The sequence below is a fragment of the Nocardia sp. NPDC127579 genome, from assembly GCF_042672005.1.
Lineage (GTDB): Bacteria > Actinomycetota > Actinomycetes > Mycobacteriales > Mycobacteriaceae > Nocardia.
This window is the reverse complement of record NZ_JBHXVZ010000006.1, coordinates 16188-32876: the sequence shown is the minus strand read 5'-3', so window position 1 is coordinate 32876 and position 16689 is coordinate 16188. Positions and strand designations below refer to the sequence as shown.

The 16689-nt window shown below is 65.6% G+C and carries 19 protein-coding genes and 1 pseudogene; 7 read left to right on the top strand and 13 right to left on the bottom strand.

The window, feature by feature from the left end; all coding sequences use genetic code 11:
- Window positions 1-14: 14 nt before the first annotated feature.
- The 3 genes from ACFVMC_RS20745 to ACFVMC_RS20735 form a co-directional block, all read right to left on the bottom strand.
- Window positions 15-212 (bottom strand): hypothetical protein, encoded by a 198-nt coding sequence (locus ACFVMC_RS20745; RefSeq protein WP_379212525.1) that lies wholly within the window; start codon window positions 210-212, stop codon window positions 15-17.
- A gap of 149 nt (window positions 213-361) precedes the next feature.
- Complete coding sequence (locus tag ACFVMC_RS20740) at window positions 362-1498, bottom strand: BTAD domain-containing putative transcriptional regulator (protein ID WP_379212523.1); 1137 nt, start codon at window positions 1496-1498, stop codon at window positions 362-364.
- Between the two features lie 135 nt (window positions 1499-1633).
- Entirely contained in the window at window positions 1634-2596 is a 963-nt protein-coding gene (locus ACFVMC_RS20735) for a LysR family transcriptional regulator (protein ID WP_379212521.1), read from the bottom strand.
- Window positions 2597-2657: 61 nt separating this feature from the next.
- Between ACFVMC_RS20735 and ACFVMC_RS20730 the strand changes: the two genes are divergently transcribed.
- The gene (locus ACFVMC_RS20730; RefSeq protein ID WP_379212519.1) at window positions 2658-3071 is read left to right on the top strand and encodes a DUF5997 family protein; all 414 of its coding nucleotides are present in this window, start codon (window positions 2658-2660) and stop codon (window positions 3069-3071) included.
- A gap of 1499 nt (window positions 3072-4570) precedes the next feature.
- Here the strand turns inward: ACFVMC_RS20730 and ACFVMC_RS20725 are convergent.
- Both ACFVMC_RS20725 and ACFVMC_RS20720 read right to left on the bottom strand, forming a co-directional pair.
- Window positions 4571-5719, bottom strand: a complete 1149-nt coding sequence (locus tag ACFVMC_RS20725; RefSeq protein WP_379212517.1) for a serine/threonine-protein kinase — start codon at window positions 5717-5719, stop codon at window positions 4571-4573.
- Between the two features lie 72 nt (window positions 5720-5791).
- Window positions 5792-6493, bottom strand: coding sequence for a hypothetical protein (locus ACFVMC_RS20720; RefSeq protein WP_379212515.1), 702 nt, complete (start codon window positions 6491-6493; stop codon window positions 5792-5794).
- A 240-nt stretch (window positions 6494-6733) separates the two neighbouring features.
- Between ACFVMC_RS20720 and ACFVMC_RS20715 the strand changes: the two genes are divergently transcribed.
- Both ACFVMC_RS20715 and ACFVMC_RS20710 read left to right on the top strand, forming a co-directional pair.
- Window positions 6734-7045, top strand: a complete 312-nt coding sequence (locus tag ACFVMC_RS20715; RefSeq protein ID WP_379212514.1) for a helix-turn-helix domain-containing protein — start codon at window positions 6734-6736, stop codon at window positions 7043-7045.
- Complete coding sequence (locus tag ACFVMC_RS20710; RefSeq protein WP_379212512.1) at window positions 7042-8292, top strand: type II toxin-antitoxin system HipA family toxin; 1251 nt, start codon at window positions 7042-7044, stop codon at window positions 8290-8292. Before ACFVMC_RS20715 ends, ACFVMC_RS20710 begins: the two co-directional genes overlap by 4 nt.
- Window positions 8293-8301: 9 nt before the next feature.
- Here ACFVMC_RS20710 and ACFVMC_RS20705 read toward each other — a convergent pair whose 3' ends face one another.
- Window positions 8302-8871: a TetR/AcrR family transcriptional regulator gene (locus ACFVMC_RS20705; RefSeq protein ID WP_379212510.1), complete on the bottom strand. Its 570-nt coding sequence runs from the start codon at window positions 8869-8871 to the stop codon at window positions 8302-8304.
- Between the two features lie 106 nt (window positions 8872-8977).
- Between ACFVMC_RS20705 and ACFVMC_RS20700 the strand changes: the two genes are divergently transcribed.
- On the top strand, window positions 8978-9808 hold the full coding sequence (locus ACFVMC_RS20700; protein ID WP_379212508.1) for an SAM-dependent methyltransferase: 831 nt from the start codon (window positions 8978-8980) through the stop codon (window positions 9806-9808).
- Window positions 9809-9935: 127 nt separating this feature from the next.
- On the opposite strand, the gene ACFVMC_RS20695 is transcribed toward ACFVMC_RS20700, so the two are convergent.
- On the bottom strand, window positions 9936-10175 hold the full coding sequence (locus ACFVMC_RS20695) for a hypothetical protein (protein ID WP_379212506.1): 240 nt from the start codon (window positions 10173-10175) through the stop codon (window positions 9936-9938).
- A gap of 109 nt (window positions 10176-10284) precedes the next feature.
- On the opposite strand from ACFVMC_RS20695, the gene ACFVMC_RS20690 reads away from it, so the two are divergent.
- Both ACFVMC_RS20690 and ACFVMC_RS20685 read left to right on the top strand, forming a co-directional pair.
- On the top strand, window positions 10285-10500 hold the full coding sequence (locus ACFVMC_RS20690) for a hypothetical protein (RefSeq protein WP_379212504.1): 216 nt from the start codon (window positions 10285-10287) through the stop codon (window positions 10498-10500).
- Window positions 10501-10702: 202 nt separating this feature from the next.
- On the top strand, window positions 10703-11548 hold the full coding sequence (locus ACFVMC_RS20685; RefSeq protein ID WP_379212503.1) for a hypothetical protein: 846 nt from the start codon (window positions 10703-10705) through the stop codon (window positions 11546-11548).
- A 6-nt stretch (window positions 11549-11554) separates the two neighbouring features.
- On the opposite strand, the pseudogene ACFVMC_RS20680 reads toward ACFVMC_RS20685, so the two are convergent.
- The 3 genes and pseudogenes from ACFVMC_RS20680 to ACFVMC_RS20670 form a co-directional block, all read right to left on the bottom strand.
- A pseudogene (locus ACFVMC_RS20680) lies at window positions 11555-12124 on the bottom strand (radical SAM protein); the annotation flags it as partial.
- A 170-nt stretch (window positions 12125-12294) separates the two neighbouring features.
- The gene (locus ACFVMC_RS20675) at window positions 12295-12852 is read right to left on the bottom strand and encodes a putative toxin-antitoxin system toxin component, PIN family (protein WP_379212501.1); all 558 of its coding nucleotides are present in this window, start codon (window positions 12850-12852) and stop codon (window positions 12295-12297) included.
- Entirely contained in the window at window positions 12852-13328 is a 477-nt protein-coding gene (locus tag ACFVMC_RS20670; protein WP_379212499.1) for an excisionase family DNA-binding protein, read from the bottom strand. The genes ACFVMC_RS20675 and ACFVMC_RS20670 overlap by 1 nt, the downstream gene beginning before the upstream one ends.
- Before the next feature lie 132 nt (window positions 13329-13460).
- On the opposite strand from ACFVMC_RS20670, the gene ACFVMC_RS20665 reads away from it, so the two are divergent.
- Complete coding sequence (locus ACFVMC_RS20665; RefSeq protein ID WP_379212498.1) at window positions 13461-13760, top strand: hypothetical protein; 300 nt, start codon at window positions 13461-13463, stop codon at window positions 13758-13760.
- A gap of 152 nt (window positions 13761-13912) precedes the next feature.
- Here the strand turns inward: ACFVMC_RS20665 and ACFVMC_RS20660 are convergent, their stop codons facing one another.
- The 3 genes from ACFVMC_RS20660 to ACFVMC_RS20650 form a co-directional block, all read right to left on the bottom strand.
- Window positions 13913-14248, bottom strand: a complete 336-nt coding sequence (locus ACFVMC_RS20660; RefSeq protein ID WP_379212496.1) for a hypothetical protein — start codon at window positions 14246-14248, stop codon at window positions 13913-13915.
- A gap of 133 nt (window positions 14249-14381) precedes the next feature.
- A complete protein-coding gene (gene rlmN, locus ACFVMC_RS20655) occupies window positions 14382-15488 on the bottom strand; it encodes a 23S rRNA (adenine(2503)-C(2))-methyltransferase RlmN (protein ID WP_379212494.1) in 1107 nt (368 codons plus the stop codon).
- Window positions 15489-15517: 29 nt separating this feature from the next.
- On the bottom strand, window positions 15518-16687 hold the full coding sequence (locus ACFVMC_RS20650; protein WP_379212492.1) for a TetR/AcrR family transcriptional regulator: 1170 nt from the start codon (window positions 16685-16687) through the stop codon (window positions 15518-15520).
- Window positions 16688-16689 lie beyond the last annotated feature (2 nt).

The window sequence follows — 16689 nt, the reverse complement described above, 5'->3', positions numbered from 1 at the left end:
ACGACCGGGCCCGGCTAGCGGTAGAGCAGGCCCCAGGCGTCGGGGAGCGGATTGTCGGCACGCTCGTTGTGCGACAGCTCGACCCGGCTGTTCGCGGTCTCCAGGATCAGGGGGTGCGGGCCGCCGGCCTCGCCGCTGCCGAGCAGTTGGACCGCGATGGTGCCGCCGGTCAGGAGACCTACGGTGGCTAGAAGTGCGCTGGAACGCTTCATGATCGGTCTCCCTCGAACGCGAATTGACCAGGCGAGGACGCCAGGGGACTTCAGGGTGAAGGTACGAAACTAGCTTGCAGGCAGATTGCCAGACATTAGCTGATAATGCCAAGGAAAGTGTTCGATCCGTAACCCGACACCTGAACCGGCTACGGTGCGACCGGACGTTCCGCGTGCAACTCGAAACGCAGCGTGGTGGACCCGACCCGGATGACATCACCGTCGGCCAGCGCCGTATCCGCGCCGATCGGTGCGCCGTTGACGTACACGCCGTTGGCGGAATCTCGATCCCGGATGAACACGCCACCCTCACGGTGCAGAATGCGCGCGTGTTTGCGGCTCACCCGGTTGTCCTCGAGGACCACGTCATTGTCCGGCGCGCGCCCGATACGCAATCCCGCGGGCGGAATCGGCAGCGGGGCCCGATCGCCGACGCGCAGCCAGGCCCGGCGGCGGATCTGCGGTGCCTCACGGGTGGTCGCACCGGGGCGTACCCCCTCGGTGTGCAGTTGCTGCTGGCCGCGGACCGCCTCCTCCAGTGCCACCGTGCGCGGATCCGGGTCGATCCCCTGCTCCTGCGCCAGATTCCGCCGAATGCGCAGACAGGCGGCGAGCGCGTCGGCTTGCCGCCCGGCCCGGTACAGGGCGGTGATCAGCAGCCGCCACAGCCGCTCGTTCACCGTGTGCTCGGCGGTCAGCGCGGTGAGCTCACCGATCACCGCACCCGCTCGGCCGCAACCGATATCGGCCTCCAGCCGGTCGGTGAGCGCGTTGATCCGCCGCTCGGCCATATCGGCGGCGAAATTCGCCGCGAATCGCAATTCGCGCAGACCCGCGACCGGTTCGCCGCTCCACTGCGCCAGCGCCGCCGCGAAATGCCGTGCCGCCGCCGCCGAATCCCCGGCCGCCACGGACATGCCACCGCGGGTGCGCGCCTGCTCGAATCGGCCGACATCACACGCCTCGTCGCGGATCTCCAGCAGGTACCCATCGGGCACCGTGCGCAGCACCGCCCGGTCGTCGACCCCGGCACCACGCAGCACCGTCCGCAGATTGGACACGTAGGCGTAGAGCCCGTCCACCGAGCGGGCCGGCTGATCGGACTCCCAGAGCGCTTGCACCAGCACACTCTTGGGCACCGCCCGGCGTCGGTTGATCACCAGAATGGCCAGCAGCGCGCGCAGCTTCACCCCGGGCACCGCTACCTCGCCGCCGTCGAACAGCAGCCGTACCGGCCCGAGCACCCGGATATCGAGCGCCGACCGCTCGAAGATGGTCGACTCCATCGGAGTTCCCTCCCAACCGCGCCAGCGTGGCCGGATCGCCCACTCGGTGCGCGAATCTCACTCGCGGCCTGCCCGTTCCACGAGTGAGTCCAGCATACGCAGCCGCACCGACACGGCGGCTACCCGTTAATCGGCCTAACGACCCCGGCGTTTCACCGATTTCTGCTTGGCGTGCGCCGGTTTGGCGGATTTGCGCGCCTGCGCGGGTTGCTTCGCGACGCCGGACTTCTTCCCCGCACCGGACTTCTTCGGCGTGGCTACCGGCTCGGACCGACCCGACGGCGAGCGCGAACTCCGTTCCGAACGACCGCGCACCACGCCGACGAACTCCTCGCTCAGCTCACTCGCGTTCGCGATCGGCCAGGCCAGGGCGATTTCGGTATCCGGCGCGTCGGTGACCGTCCGGTAGACGAGATCACGGCGGGCATGCAGCCGCGCGATCGAATGCGGCACGACGACCGGCCCCACACCCGCCGCCACCATCTCCAGGGTGACCGCGGCCGCGTCGAGATCACCCCCGTCCTGCAACTTCTCGTCGGCGAGATCGGCCAGCCGCACCGCACCGAACAGCGAGATCGGATGCTCCTTCGGAACCACCACCACCGGCAGCTCGCGATACAGCGGAATCGCGTTGAGCCCGTCCCGGTCGATGGGCAGCCGCACGAAACACATGTCGACCCGGCCCTCGCGCAATGCGCTCAATTGGTCGGCGGCAGCCAGCGCCACCACCTCGAGCGCCGTCTGCGGGAACCGTTCGGCCCAGATCCGGGTCCACTTGGACACCGTCACACCGGGCACGAAACCCACCCGCAACGCCACCGGGGTCGCGGAAACCTGTTCCTGCGCGGCCGCTTCCGCCCGCACGATCAGCTCGCGAGCCGCCAGCAGCAGTTCGTGGCCGTCCGCGGAGAGCTGGGTCGGCGACACCCCGGGCACGAACAGTTTCGTGCCCAGCTCGTGTTCCAGATCGATGACCGTCTGACTCAAACGCTGCCGCGAGATGCGCAGCGCCTTGGCCGCGCGCGCGAAATGCAGTTCCTCGGCGACCGCGACAAACCACCGCAGGCGCACCACGTCGATCGCGGAGAACCGGTCCATTCGGTCAAGGGTATCGGGTCGCCCCTGCGGGCCGCCCGGTAGCTCCGACTATGCTGACCGGGTGAGCCAGGAGCAGAATTCGCAGACGATGAAGCCGTTGACGGCGGCCAGCAAGCTCGGCATCTACCTTCCGGCGACCCCCGAGGAGTTCCGCAACTCCACGATCACCCGCGCCCAGCTCGAGGCGCTGCGCACCGATCCGCCGCAGTGGCTGACCGAACTGCGCCGCACCGGGCCTTTCCCGCGCGATATCACCGCCCGCAAGCTCGGCGTCTCCAACAGCGGCCTGCAGCGCGCCGAGGTATCCGACGCGCTCACCGCCGTCGAGATCGAGGCGCTGCTCGCCGACCCGCCCGAGTGGCTGGTCCGCGAGCGCGCCAACCTGGTCGCCGTCCGCGAGGAAGCCGAACGCGTCAAGACCAAGGACGCCGAGCGCCGAGCGGCCACCAACCGCCCGGCCAAGCGTCGCGGCTAGGTCTGTCCGTCTGGCTCAGGTCTCGATTCTTGGTATCATCACCTGCCCGAAACGGTTGCGCGGCCACCGCCGTAAAGTCACCAGGTACCGCGGAAGATTCTCGGCGGCAAATCGGTGATCCTTTCGTTCACGTCGAAACCCTCGTCATGAGGCATCAGATACCTCCGCTCGACGATCCGATCCGATGCTGCCCGCAGATCGTCGGCTCCAGCCGAACGGATAGCAGGTGTTGCAACTCTATGGCGCCACATACTCCGCCACTACCGCAATGGGCACGGCCTGCCTGGTGCAGGGCCAGCGGATAAGCAGCAGTAAGGGCATGAACAACCGCCACACCTGACGCGCCCACCAGGGCAGATCTTGTTGATGGCAGCGGCGCGACGATCATCGACCATCCCGGTCCGAGGTGTCGTTGAATATAGAGCGGCGCAATGCCCAGTTCGTATGAGCGCACCGAACCAGCGAGTCGTTCCCTTGATCCACCGCTCCCAGTCGGCGCCGTACGCGGCCTCCTCCTGCCGGGTCAAACGTTTGCATCTGCAAGCCCGGCAAGTCCCGCCGCAGATCGAGTGGCAACGAGTTCGTCCAGCGACTCCTCGTCCTGCCGAACTCCGAGCCGCTCACCTTCGGCATTCGCCGCCCCGCCCAGCGCGCCTAATAGCCGAGCCGCAAAGTCACCTGCGGCTCCATCACGTTGCGCTGCACCCAGGTCGACCAAACCCGCACCGTCGATCGCATGACACCCAGTTGCGGATACCGCGTCGGCCTTGGGGCGAAGTTCAACTATTATTGTCGGTCGCACGTGCCTCGCCGAGAAACGGTGTGCCCCAAGCCGATAGCGATCGCCGAACATGATCTGAGCGCATCAACTCCTCAAACATACATCCACACTAAATTGCCGGCCAATCGGCCATTCTTTGTCTTCTCACACACGATCGGCAGACCGTCGGGATCGGTCCACCGCGCACCTTCATCAAGACATGCATCCCCCGGCGTGACACGAGAGTTTGGATCGGCAGGCACAGGATCAGGTGAACGCCACCATACGAAGGCATCTGTGTGCAGTACCTGAACGCAGTACACAACATCGCCCTCGACAGTTCGCCCTGTTCGAACCGGGGGTGAATAGGTCGAGCCACAGTAATTGCCGATCATAACTGTGGAATCCATTGAATCGGCCCGCCCGAGCGTGTTACCGCCGCCAGGAAATACCATCGGTGTCAGACCTGAAATAGATGTTCCTAGGACTGCCACCGTAGCGATAGAAGCTAAACGCATACGCATGAGGACTCCAAAAAACGCGATCTACGCATTCATCCCCGACTAACGCACATATCACCATCTTCCTCGCACACGTTAATCCTGGCAAGCAATGTCGGTGTTCCTATTCTTGGTGACGCATGGAAGGCTGCGGCCTTCATATCCCCGCCTGGCCTGTGATACCAGAGTTGGGCGCAGACGGTAGCTCCGGAATAACAGGCGCTTGTTCAGGCGGAACACTAGGCGGCCGCCGCCCAGATCAACGCGATCAGCACCAGGACGATCACCCCGGCCAGCACACCCAGCAGCACCTTCATGTTCGAGGCCATGCCGTCCTGCGGCTGTTGCGGGTGGTAGCCGCCCTGCTGGTACCCGGTGGGATAGCCGCCCTGCGGCCCGAAGCCGGCCTGCGGCATCGGGCCCGCGGTGGGCCGCGGCTGCTGATACTGCGGCTGCGATTGCTGGCCCGTGAGCGGCTGCGCGATCGGCATCGGATGCGGCGTGTGCGCGGCCACCGGCATGGGCATCGGGGTCGGGCCGGTCGCGGGACGCTGCCCCGACCCGCCGGAGAGCACCCGCTGCACCTCCGCCGCGAATTCCACGCACGAGCCGTACCGGTCCGCGGGCCGCTTCGCCAGCGCGCGACCGATCGCCTGATCGAGCCCGGCGGGCAAGTCCGCGCGCAGTGAGCTCACCGGTGGCGGCGGCTGCTGCAGGTGCCCTTGGATGACCGCCGCCGCGTGCGGCGAATCGAATGGCACCGAACCGCTGAGCAGCCAGAACAGGGTGCACGCCAGCGAATACTGGTCGGTGCGGTCGTCCAGTTGCGCGCCGGTGAGCTGTTCGGGCGCGGCGTAAGCCAGTGTGGCGGTGAAGGTTCCGGTCTGGGTGAGCTGTTTGGTGTCCTCGCGCGGGCGCGCGATACCGAAGTCGGTGAGCAGCACCCGCTCCCGGCCCGAACCCCGGGCCAGCAGGATGTTCGCCGGTTTCACGTCGCGGTGCAGCACGTTCATCCGGTGCGCGTAATCCAGGGCCGCGGCGGTTTCGGCGATGATCTGCACCGCGCGCTGCGGCGGCAGTTTGGCCGGATCCACCGAGGACGCGTCGATGCCGTCGATGTACTGCATGGAGATCCACAGCTGCTCGTCCTCCACACCGCGGTCGAAGACCGTCACGATGTTCGGGTGATCGAGCTGGGCGACGAGATCGGCCTCGCGTTCGAACCGGGCCCGAATCTCCTCGTCCTCGTACAGTTCTCGGCTCAGCAGTTTCAATGCCGTCTGCCGGGGCAGCCGCGGATGCCGCGCCAGGTACACCGAGCCCATCCCACCCCGACCGAGCAGCCGTTCGATGGTGTAACCGGCGAACACATCACCAGGTTCCAGCACGCCTATCTCCACTCTCCACACTTCCACCGGTCCGCTGGGATGCTACCCGTTCGACCGGTCCGAGTCGCCCGACTAAGTGAGCAGCCGGTACGCCCACGCGGCGGCGATGACCGAGACGGGGATGGTGACGAGCAACCCGAGCCCGCACAGCAGTGCGCCCAGGATGTTGAGCGCGGCGAGGGTGACCGTGAGCAGCAGCACCGGACCGAGATTCGCGCGCACCGCGGTCAGGCTGGACTTCATCGCCTCGACCGCGCCCAGCTCCCGGTCGATGATGAACAGGTAGGTCCATTGCAGCAGGAACGCCACCACCAGCGCCGCCACCGCGCAGATCACGCCGATCAGCGACAGCAGCAGGTTTCCCGAACCGACGAGCGGCTGCGCGACGACACCCAGCACACCGAGCACCACCGACGCGATCAGGAACGGCCCGAGGTTCTTCAGCTTCGTGAACTCGTTCAAGCTCGGCCGCTGTCCCGCCACCTCCGCCAGCGCCGCCTGCGTGAACACATTCCAGAACAGCGTGGTCAGCAACCAGGTGAGCACTGCGCTCAGCGTCAACAGCCCCGCGGTGTCGGCTTCATCGTCGAATCCCCCGGTCGCCCCTGTCACCACCCCGAGCAGAATCCCGAACAACGCCGTCGCCCCCACCCACGGCACCGGGTTCCCTTTGAACCGCTGCCACCCGAACGACACCGCGTTGCTCACCGAGAACCGCACCGGCACCCCCGGCTGTTCCGGATACTCCTCGTACTGCCCGCCGGGATAGGTCATGCGGTGCTCCTTCGCCTGAACGAACGCTCCCGATACCCACTACCTCGGACATTACCGCGCCCAGGCACCCAGCCCAGTTCACGACACCACCGGAGCTATCGTCGCGATACCAACGCCAGTATCCGAAGCTTCGAGCGTCGCCCTTGAATTCATTCGCTATCATCGAAATAGCAGCGTTAAGCGTTGCTGCCGGTACTTCTTCCGATATTGCCCGAACTAACGTTGCGATAGGAACGATAGGTGGCACACGTGACCAAGCCACAACCCAGACGCCGATCACGCACCGAAACCGGCCCACTCGTCGGCTTCGGAGCGTTCCTGGCCGAGCGACGCCTCCGACTCGGTCTGACCCAAGTCGAACTGGCCGACCTCGCTGATGTCGGCCTCTCCTCGGTTCGCACCCTCGAAGCCGGTCAGGCCAGCACTACCATGGCCGTCGCCCTCCGCGTTCTCGATGCACTCGGCCTCTCACTACTCGCCGTGCCCCAGATCGATGCTCGAACAACCGGGGGCGATGCTGTCGAAGTACGCGGCTTCGGATCCGAACGATGACCTCCCCGGACCCAGCCCAGCTCCGGGATATCGATGCGGCGGACGTTTACAAGTCCGGACGCCTTGCCGGGCATTTCCGGCGCGAACGCGACGACGTCGCATTCACATACGACCGGGCGTATCTCGCCGATCCGACTGCCCCTCCGGTCGCATTCACCTTGCCGAAGGCCGCGGGAGATTTCCGCGCTACCGGCGGGTCGGTGCCGCCGTTCTTCGCCGGATTGCTGCCAGAGGGATTGCGCCTGACTGCGATCACGACCGCCACGCGAACCAGTGCGGACGACCACCTCAGCATCCTGCTCGCAGTCGGAGCCGACACCATCGGCGACGTCCAAGTAGTGCCCGCCGGACAGCACCCCGTCGACCCGGCACCGGTTCTCGCCACCGACCCAGCATCCGCCGATTTCGTCGAATTGTTCTCCCGGGCGACCTCGACCGATCTCGCGGACCTGGACAGGGCCGGGCTGCCCGGCGTCCAGATCAAGGTTTCGGCGCAGATGATCTCGACACCGATCGCTACAGCGACGGGTCCTGCCATCCTCAAACTCAATCCGCCCGACTATCCCCTGATGGTCGAGAACGAGAGCTTCTTCATGACGATGGCCGGCGCGTGCGGAATCCGAGTCCCGAACCATCATCTTGCCGCCGACCGGCACGGGCGGAAAGCCCTGTTCGTCCACCGATTCGACCGCAGCGTCGTATCCGGCGACATCCGACGGTGGGCACAGGAGGATTCCTGCCAAGTCCTCGGCCGATATCCGGCCGCGAAATACCGAATCACCCTGCAGGAGGCAATTTCTGGACTCGCCGACGCGGTCGCCGCAGGACGCGGCTCCCACCGATTGGCGGTCCTGCAACTCTTGGAGATCGCGGCCTTCAGCTATCTCATCGGTAACGGCAACCTGCATGGCAAGAATCTGTCCATCCAGCAGCAAGCCGATGGCATCTGGGCAGTCACCCCGGCATACGACCTGCTCAGCACCCAGCCGTACCTCAGCTGGCGCGACCCGATGGCTCTTCCGCTCTATGACCGCGACGCGAAACTCACGCATCGCTGGTGGATCGAGGCAGCTACCCGCCTCGGCGTTCCGGAACGCGCGATGAACCGTAGCCTGACCCGCATCACCGGCGCGGCCGGACCGTGGGTCGCAAGGGTGCGCGAAATCGGATTCGACCAGAAGACCACTGATCGCCTCGCCGCCCTGCTCACGCAGCGCAGCACAGAACTGCGCAAGCCATCGCAGTAGCACTCGGTCTCAGCCACAGCGGGCGGCGATGTCGGTGGCGAGGTGGACGGCCGCCCGGTAGGAGTCCTCGTCGTCGATGTCCAGGTCGCCCATCATGGACAGGCTCCAGCTGATCGCCAGAAGTGCTTGCCGAGCGTGGAATACGGCCAGGGGGCTGGGATTCGGGGCGACCATCAGGTCGGCCAGGACGCGGAACTGGTAGCGCAGGCTGGTGCCGAAACCGAGATCGCGGAACGCGGGCTGGTTCTCCGCCCAGAAACGGATCATGTCCCGGCCCGCGCTGTGCAGCAGCGTTCCGTACCGCAGCACGATCTCGTTCGCGCGTTCGGCTCCCGGCGGCGCCGTTTCGGCCCATTCCACGATGTCGTCGATGCCGCGGCGCAGGTCCTCCGACAGGCTCGACACGATGTCTTCCTTGGTCCGGAAGTGGTAGTACAGCGCGGCTTTGGTGATATCCAAGCGCTCCGCGATCTCGCGCAGCGAGGTCTTCTCGTATCCCCGCTCGGCGAACAGTTCCATCGCGACCGACCGGATCCGCTCCCGCGTGTCGCTGCGCCGCCTGTCTGTGCGCTCCTCCATCGAATCCTCTCGATTGCTTGACGACCGGCAAGGAAAACCTTAGCGTCTGAGCTGTTCGCAATTAGCTAGCCGGTCGGCAAGCTATCTAGAGATTCAGGGGTGAAGTATGGCCGAAGCAGCATCGAATGTCCCGGTCACGGGCGTGGCGGTGACCGCCCTCGGGGTCGCGCTCATCCGCGCGCGGGAATCCGCCCGGGCCGATCGGCTCTACGACGATCCCCCGGCCCAGGTCTTCGCGACCGCCGCCCGAGCCGGTTTCGACGACGATCACTGGACCGGCCTGCACCGCCTGGCCGACCAGTTCTATCCCGGCCGCACCGTGGCAGTCCGCCTGGTCGACGACCGGATACAGGCCGCAGCAGACGCCGGTATCCGCCAATTCGTCCTGCTCGGCGCGGGTTTGGACACCCGCGCCTACCGCATGCGCCTGCCCGCCGACCTGCGCCTGTTCGAAATCGACCTACCCGAACTGTTCGCCTTCAAAGAGCCGGTCCTCGCCGCCGCCCGACCGATCTGCGACCGCCGCGTGGTCATCGCCGATCTCCGCGCAGACTGGCGAAAGAACCTACTGGACAACGGCTTCCAGCCGGACACACCCACCTGCTGGATCGATGAAGGCACCCTCGGCTCACCCGCCCAGGACTGGGCCCAGCAGGTGATCCGCACCCTCACCGAGCTGTCGGCCCCCGGCAGCTGTTTCGACGTCTCCCGATTCGACGTCGACCACACCTCCGCCCCCTACCGCGAACTCCGAAACCTGGTCTCCGGCACCGCGACCCCACCCGCCCCCGAACCACCCTTCGACCCCGAACCCTGGCTCGACAGCCTCGGCTGGAACACCGAGTTCCGCCGCTGGACCGACATGGTCGCACCCCTGGGCCGCGACCTCGGCGACCACGCTCCGCACAGCGGCTCCATCGCCGCCATCCGCCGCTGAGCCTCGCGACCAAACCGTGAAATGGGGAGCGCCCTACGGTAGGCGAGTAGCGCCGACCCGCGATCGTCGAACCGAAATGGTCGAATCATGCTGTGCGCGAGCCACTTCCGATACCCGAGCCGCACGTTCACCACAACTGGTGAAGCGGTCGTCCGAACCCCTTGGCGAGAGCCCGAGCGATTACCTTGTCGAGCCAGGCGGGAGGTCTGGCCGCGCCTGCGTGCACCGTGGACTGTTCGGAATAGTTGAATAGCGTACTGCCGGTGAGTAATTCATACAGCGAGCAGCCCAGCGAATAGACATCGGCGCACTGATCGGCTGCCGGACCGAGGAAGCGCTCGGGTGCGGTGTAGGCGAAACTCGCCATAATGCCCGACGTCGTTACCGTGCGACATACCACCGGACGTCACCACTGCCATGCGCCGCCGATTCGCCGCCTGGCGACGGGAACTTCAAAGCCGTGAGTAGTCCATCCAATGAAGCAGCTCGATCAGCCGTTTAGCCCCGCGACAGGAAACGCACAGCTCGCCAATGCAATCGAGCGCCCGGATAGCAAAGCCTGCGGCTCGCAGCGTCGCGCCAGCAACCACTCGTCAACCGCTGCGTCGATTGCCGACTCGTTCGTATCCGGGTACACCACGAAACTGCGCGCGTTGCATTCCCAACCGAACTCGAACACCGTTCGTTTCTGAGGATTCTCGAAGGCCTCGACCAGGGTGCAGGTCCCTGCTATTGTCGTCGGCACGCCACCTCGGACACGATGCCGAGATGGACAAACTCTGAATCCATGCCGAGCCGGACACCATGCCGCATCGGATCCGATCAACCACTCCACTCACCGGGGCGCTGGCTGCGCAATCGGCTCTACTCGGCACCACAAGGAGCAACTCGATCATGCTCTACTTCATTGCATATCCGACCTCAGCGCGGACTCAGATCTTCGCACTTTCCATCGACAGTACGGCAGGCATCCCGGCCCCGAACCTGGAGTTGGTCACCACAGTTGGGGGCGACCACTTGGGGCTGGTTCCGGATCTGCTGAACAGCCTGAATCACTATCTCCAAACGCAAGCTCACCCCGATGAGGACATGCAGACGCGGGAAGAGCCGATGCACCCCGATCTCGACATGTTCCCGGAAGCGGTCGCCCGGTCAATCCGGAGATATCTCGAATCGAAATGCGCCACACCATCTTACGGCGAATGGAGCTGGCGTGGCCCCATCTACTCGGTGCCAGACTACGTCGATCGACTGCGGAGCCCCCAGGACACTGCCGACCTGTACGAATTCATGCGCGGCCCGAACCCGGGCGAGGTGGAATTGCCAGTGCGCCTGGAGAACGCCATCGAAACAAGATGGCGAGGAGGGAAGTATTGGGACTTGGACGGACGGACCGATACCCCGGATGTCGGCTACGACGATCCCAGACCGGGCCGCTGGAGCTACCCGGATGGTCTAACCCCTGAAATGGTATGGACCAGCTGGATCATCGGGGAACTGAATGAGAAGCACGAGCTGATAGAACGAAAGTTGCGTGACGGCGTCCAACTGGCCATGGCTGCACACGACGCTGACAAACGCGTCCGCATACACCCGGTGACGGTCTGGATTCAAAATGCCGAGCGCGACGAGGACGGCTTCTCGACCGGCGGGATCGGCAGTAACGGCTGGATTGTTGAAGTATTCGATTCACCGATCACGGATTACACCGATCTCGACGAGGAGGAAGAGACCAGCTAGAGCAACCTATCCTTCGGCGGCGAGTTGCCCGCAGGCGGCGGCGATCTCCTGGCCGCGGGTGTCGCGGACGGTGCAGGGCACGCCCTGCTCGTTCACGCGCCGGACGAACTCGCGTTCGACCGACTTGGGGGCGGCATCCCATTTGCTGCCCGGGGTGGGGTTCAGCGGAATCACGTTGACATGCACGCGCGAACCCAGGGCCTTGTGCAGCTTCTTGCCCAGCATGTCCGCACGCCAGGGCTGATCGTTGACGTCACGGATCAACGCGTACTCGATGGAGACCCGGCGGCCGGACTTATCGGCGTAATACTTTGCGGCATCGAGAACTTCGGCGACCGACCAGCGATTGTTGACCGGCACCAAGGTATCTCGCAGCTCATCGTCCGGAGTGTGCAGGGAGACCGCGAGGGTGACCGAAAGATCTTCGTCGGCGAGTTTGCGGATGGCGGGGGCCAGGCCGACGGTGGAGACGACGACGTTGCGCTGGGAGATTCCGAAACCGTCCGGCGCGGGTGAGGTGATGCGGCGTACGGCGGCGACCACGCGCTTGTAGTTGGCCAGCGGTTCACCCATGCCCCCGTTTTACAAATGCCGCGACCTGCGACAATACTCAATGACCTCTTTTGCGAGGCGTGAGGCAAACGCAACCCAGGCTCTCGAAAATATCTTCGATCTCCTGCTGGGCTTCGGTCGTGAGCTTGCCTAACATGCGGCGGCGACTCCGGCGGCCGGTGGCACACCGCAATTCAGTCGAGACGCCTGCGTACCTCGGCGGCGAAGCCGGGCACCCCGGATCGGTCCAGTACGTCAAGGAGCCCCTGAATTCGCTTTGGCGGCCGCTTGTGTTCGGCGACCTGTTTGTACAGAAGTCTGAGCACCTGGCCGGGAGCCAGATCCAACACGTCCAGTAGAAAAGGGTCCGGGTGACACAATTCCGGGAAACCCTCGCCGATGGGCCTGACTGCGAAATCCTTGAGGTTGAACGTCAGGAGCACATCGGCGTTGCCATGCAATGCCGCCGCGAGCACATGACGATCCTTGGGATGGTTCTCCATCCTGTCGACCAGCTTCTCATATCCCTCGACCAGGGCATCGGCAAAGAAGCCGTTCAACGTGCTGATCAGCCGATCGATCTTCGCCGCCGATTCGTCGCCCGTATGCCGCAGACAGAGATTCCGCCGCAGCTCCGCCAGCACATCAGCCGACCACAACGGTTGGACCAGGTCCGCCTCGGCCAGACGGAGAACGGTGTCGCGCAGATGGGCCGGGTATAAGACGCAGGTATCCAGGAACACCCGTTGCATCAGTCGTGCCGCCGCAACGGCTCGGGCGGCTCGGCGTCATAAAGCCCCAGATCCTCGGAGATCCGCGTCAACTCGGACAATCCCGCAGCGCGTTCGGCGCGCCGGTACTCCCGAAACGCCAGTACGTCGGTCAAACGCACGCGCCGATGTCGTCCGGGCCGTGTGAAGGGAATCTCCCCCGCATCCAACAACTTCACCAACGTGGGCCGGCTCATCCCGAGCAACTCGGCAGCCTCCTGCGTGGTCAACGTGGTGTGCAACGGCGCGACCGTGACCGCCTTGCCTTCGGAGAGCGCCAGCGCGACCAAACGCAGCCCCTCGAACACCTCAGCAGGCAATGTCACCACCTCACCGTCGGCCGACCTCAGCACAGTCGCGCCGGTCGACGTGAGCGCAGCGTCCAAGAACCTCCGCACCTCGGCAAGCTGGTCCAAGTGCTCAGGCAGCAGCGTGCGCTCATTCAGCGTCTCGGTCATTGCACCTCCATGACAACCATCATGCCCTGCTTTCGAATAAAACGAAAGCGCTTCGGCCGGTGCTCGCGGAACCAACCCATCCGTGCCGCTGCCCGCGCAGATGGTGGAAACCCGATCGGGCAGACTGGCCCCGTGGAGCGATATCCCGGCGAACTCGACACCCTCCGTGCCGAAAACGTCCGCCTGCGGAACTTGCTGCGTCTGACTCCGGAGCAATCCGGTGCCGTCGATCCCGACCAGACCAGTGCCAATACGCCGGTTGACATGCGTTCCAGTCCCGAGGACGAGGTCCGCTTCTACACCGATCTGTTTCGCTGCCGCAAAGACGTCTACGCGGTGCGTTGGGAGAAGACGCGCAACGGACGGTCTGGATGGATGCCCACCATCAACGGCCGCTGGATCAAAGAAGCAAGTCGGGAAAGTCTCGACTGAGTTTGGTCACCGCGTGATCCTGCCTACGCATCGCCGCGAGTTGGTCCAGCTGCTCCGGTGGCAATGTGCGTTCGTTCCCTGACTGGTCACTCGCTGGTGAACAACCCAGCAGGCCCACCGCTTCCAAGCGACCGACTATCCGCGCGGCCGAGCTACTCGACGGTCGCGACCAGGACCGCGAAATTCTCGATGACACAAGCGGAGACGAGCTTTCCCCGCCGATCGAACAGTGGATCGACGAGCACCCCCATCCCGGCCAGGAACGAGCTCGCCACCAGAGCATCGAACTGGTCGTCGGACTCAAGGATAACGGTGGACAGCGGCGGCGGATCCACGCCCGCAGCAGCCCAATTGGCGACCGAATCCGCCAGCGCCAATGGATCGGACAGCATTACGACCGCTCCCGCGATCTCGAACGGTTCACCGCGATCCGCACCCACGGGCACCACCAGCGGGGCATAGAAGTTCTCGACTGTCTGGTGCGCCATCACCGTCGCCCGGTCGAGCCGACATGGTGAGGCCGGTCATCACCCCGGTCTATGGGTGAACTACACCTGATTGATCACCATGACGATGCCGAGCGCAGCCCGAACCGAACAACCACCCGGTCTTCGCTGCGATTCAGCCTTCGGCAGCAAGCTGGCCGCAGGCAGCGGCGATCTCCTGCCCGCGGGTGTCGCGGACGGTGCACGGGACGCCCTGCTCGTTGACGCGCCGAACGAACTCGCGTTCAACAGGTTTCGGGGCCGCGTCCCATTTGCTACCCGGTGTGGGGTTCAAAGGGATGACGTTGACGTGCACGCGCGAACCCAGAGCCTTGTGCAGCTTCTTGCCGAGCATGTCCGCGCGCCAGGGCTGGTCGTTGACGTCGCGGATCAGCGCGTATTCGATCGAGACGCGGCGGCCGGATTTGTCGGCGTAATAGCGTGCGGCGTCGAGGACTTCGGCGACGGGCCAGCGGTTGTTGACCGGGACCAGAGTGTCGCGGAGCTCGTCGTCCGGAGTGTGCAGGGAGACCGCGAGGGTGACCGAAAGATCTTCGTCAGCGAGTTTGCGGATGGCGGGGGCCAGGCCGACGGTGGAGACGACGACGTTGCGCTGGGAGATTCCGAAACCGTCCGGCGCGGGTGAGGTGATGCGGCGTACGGCGGCGACCACGCGCTTGTAGTTGGCCAGCGGTTCACCCATACCCATGAACACGATGTTGGACAACCGTCCCGGCCCGCCGGCGACGTCACCGTCGCGCAGGGCGGCAGCCGCCGCACGCACCTGGTCGACGATCTCGGCGGTGGAGAGGTTGCGGGTGAGACCGGCTTGGCCGGTCGCGCAGAACGGGCAGGCCATGCCGCAGCCCGCCTGGCTGGAGATGCACAGGGTGTTCCGGTCGGTGTAGCGCATGAGCACGCTCTCGAGCAGGGTGCCGTCACCGGCTTTCCAGAGCGTCTTGCGGGTCTCGCCCGCATCGCAGGTGATGTGTTTCACCACGCTGAGCAGCGGCGGGAACAGAGCCGCGCCGATTTTTTCGCGGACCGGCGCGGGCAGGTCGGTCATCTGCTCGGGGTCGGCCTGCAATCGCCCGTAGTACTGGCGGGCGATCTGATCGGCCCGGAACTTGGGCAGACCCAGCTCGGCGACCGCTTCCTTGCGCCCGTCCGCGTCCAGATCGGCGAGGTGTTTGGGCGGCATACCCCGGCGCGGGGCATCGAAAACAAGGGGGACGGCGGCCATAATGTGCTCCAGTCTCCCATATCGCCGATTCAGAGACCGAGCACGTGCGCCCCGATCGTGGCCGCCGCCACATCCATGCCCGCCTGTGCCCGCAGGTGCGGGGTGCGGGCGGTGTCGTTGACCATGACCTGAACGGCCTGGACTCGGACCCGGGCAGCCACCGGCTCCCACTCCGGATGCACCTTGCGCAGCAGATACACCCACTCCGCGATGTAGGCGCGCTGCGCGGCCCGGGCGCGGTCCTGTTCAGCGGTGGGCAGATGCCGGGTCTCCGACACCAGGGTCTGCACCAGATGCGGGTTCTCGAATCCGAAAGCGCAGTAGCTGTGCAGGATTCGGCGTAGCGCGTCCTGGGGATCGGCGGCGCGGGCCAGGGCGCGGTTCAGGTCCATGCGCAACCATTCGCCGCCGCGGACGATGGCCGCGGCGAGAATATCGGCCTTCCCGGCGAAGTGGTTGTAGACGCTGGGACCGGCGATGCCCGCGCCGGCTCCGATATCTTCCACGCTGACGCCCGTGAAGCCCTGCCGGGCAAAGAGTTTCGTGGCTTCTACGAGTATCGCCTCGCGGCGCGAGCGTGCGGCCAGCGGCGCGCGCCGGGCCGGCTCGTCACTCGCGCCGAGCGCGGTCGGCGTGGCGTCGAGCACTCGGCCGACGAGATCGGTGAGCAGCGCCGAGAATTCGGGCTCGGGCAGCGAAAGACTGTGGAACGACACACTATTGGCGACCGACAGCGCCGACCAGGCCAGGACGTCTCGCTGCTGGGCGGCCAGCTCGGGACGCGCGGTACCGACGAGTTCGGCTGTCCGCCCTCCGATCCGGCGTGCCTGCACCCGAAACGCGGCCCGCTCGGCGTCGACCAGATGCCGGGATTCGCGCCGCCACAGCACCCCGACCTGGCGATGCCCGAGGACTGTCGTCGCCAGGGTCGCCGCCACCTGGTCGGGGCGGGCCACGGCCAGCGCATCGTCGAGGGTTTGCAGCGCGCCCGCCACCACCGTGGCGAGCAGGCCGTGTTTACCCCGGAAATGCCGGTACAGCGCCGACGGCCCGATGGCCACGGCCTCGGCGACCTCGCCCATCGCGACATTGGCGTAGCCCTTGCGATAGAACAGTTCGCTCGCCGCGGCCACGATGAGTTCGCGCCGGTTCGCGGGCCGGGTGCCCCGGGCCGGGCGGGCCACCGCCGGCCCGCTCATTG

What these genes read in the sequence shown, in the direction of transcription:
- ACFVMC_RS20745 (WP_379212525.1), bottom strand. Translation starts at nt 212, where the DNA reads ATGAAGCGTTCCAGCGCACTTCTAGCCACCGTAGGTCTCCTGACCGGC.
- ACFVMC_RS20740 (WP_379212523.1), bottom strand. Translation starts at nt 1,498, where the DNA reads ATGGAGTCGACCATCTTCGAGCGGTCGGCGCTCGATATCCGGGTGCTC.
- ACFVMC_RS20735 (WP_379212521.1), bottom strand. Translation starts at nt 2,596, where the DNA reads ATGGACCGGTTCTCCGCGATCGACGTGGTGCGCCTGCGGTGGTTTGTC.
- ACFVMC_RS20720 (WP_379212515.1), bottom strand. Translation starts at nt 6,493, where the DNA reads ATGACCTATCCCGGCGGGCAGTACGAGGAGTATCCGGAACAGCCGGGG.
- ACFVMC_RS20710 (WP_379212512.1), top strand. Translation starts at nt 7,042, where the DNA reads ATGACCTCCCCGGACCCAGCCCAGCTCCGGGATATCGATGCGGCGGAC.
- ACFVMC_RS20705 (WP_379212510.1), bottom strand. Translation starts at nt 8,871, where the DNA reads ATGGAGGAGCGCACAGACAGGCGGCGCAGCGACACGCGGGAGCGGATC.
- ACFVMC_RS20700 (WP_379212508.1), top strand. Translation starts at nt 8,978, where the DNA reads ATGGCCGAAGCAGCATCGAATGTCCCGGTCACGGGCGTGGCGGTGACC.
- ACFVMC_RS20695 (WP_379212506.1), bottom strand. Translation starts at nt 10,175, where the DNA reads ATGGCGAGTTTCGCCTACACCGCACCCGAGCGCTTCCTCGGTCCGGCA.
- ACFVMC_RS20690 (WP_379212504.1), top strand. Translation starts at nt 10,285, where the DNA reads ATGAAGCAGCTCGATCAGCCGTTTAGCCCCGCGACAGGAAACGCACAG.
- ACFVMC_RS20685 (WP_379212503.1), top strand. Translation starts at nt 10,703, where the DNA reads ATGCTCTACTTCATTGCATATCCGACCTCAGCGCGGACTCAGATCTTC.
- ACFVMC_RS20675 (WP_379212501.1), bottom strand. Translation starts at nt 12,852, where the DNA reads ATGCAACGGGTGTTCCTGGATACCTGCGTCTTATACCCGGCCCATCTG.
- ACFVMC_RS20670 (WP_379212499.1), bottom strand. Translation starts at nt 13,328, where the DNA reads ATGACCGAGACGCTGAATGAGCGCACGCTGCTGCCTGAGCACTTGGAC.
- ACFVMC_RS20660 (WP_379212496.1), bottom strand. Translation starts at nt 14,248, where the DNA reads ATGGCGCACCAGACAGTCGAGAACTTCTATGCCCCGCTGGTGGTGCCC.
- rlmN (WP_379212494.1), bottom strand. Translation starts at nt 15,488, where the DNA reads ATGGCCGCCGTCCCCCTTGTTTTCGATGCCCCGCGCCGGGGTATGCCG.
- ACFVMC_RS20650 (WP_379212492.1), bottom strand. Translation starts at nt 16,687, where the DNA reads ATGAGCGGGCCGGCGGTGGCCCGCCCGGCCCGGGGCACCCGGCCCGCG.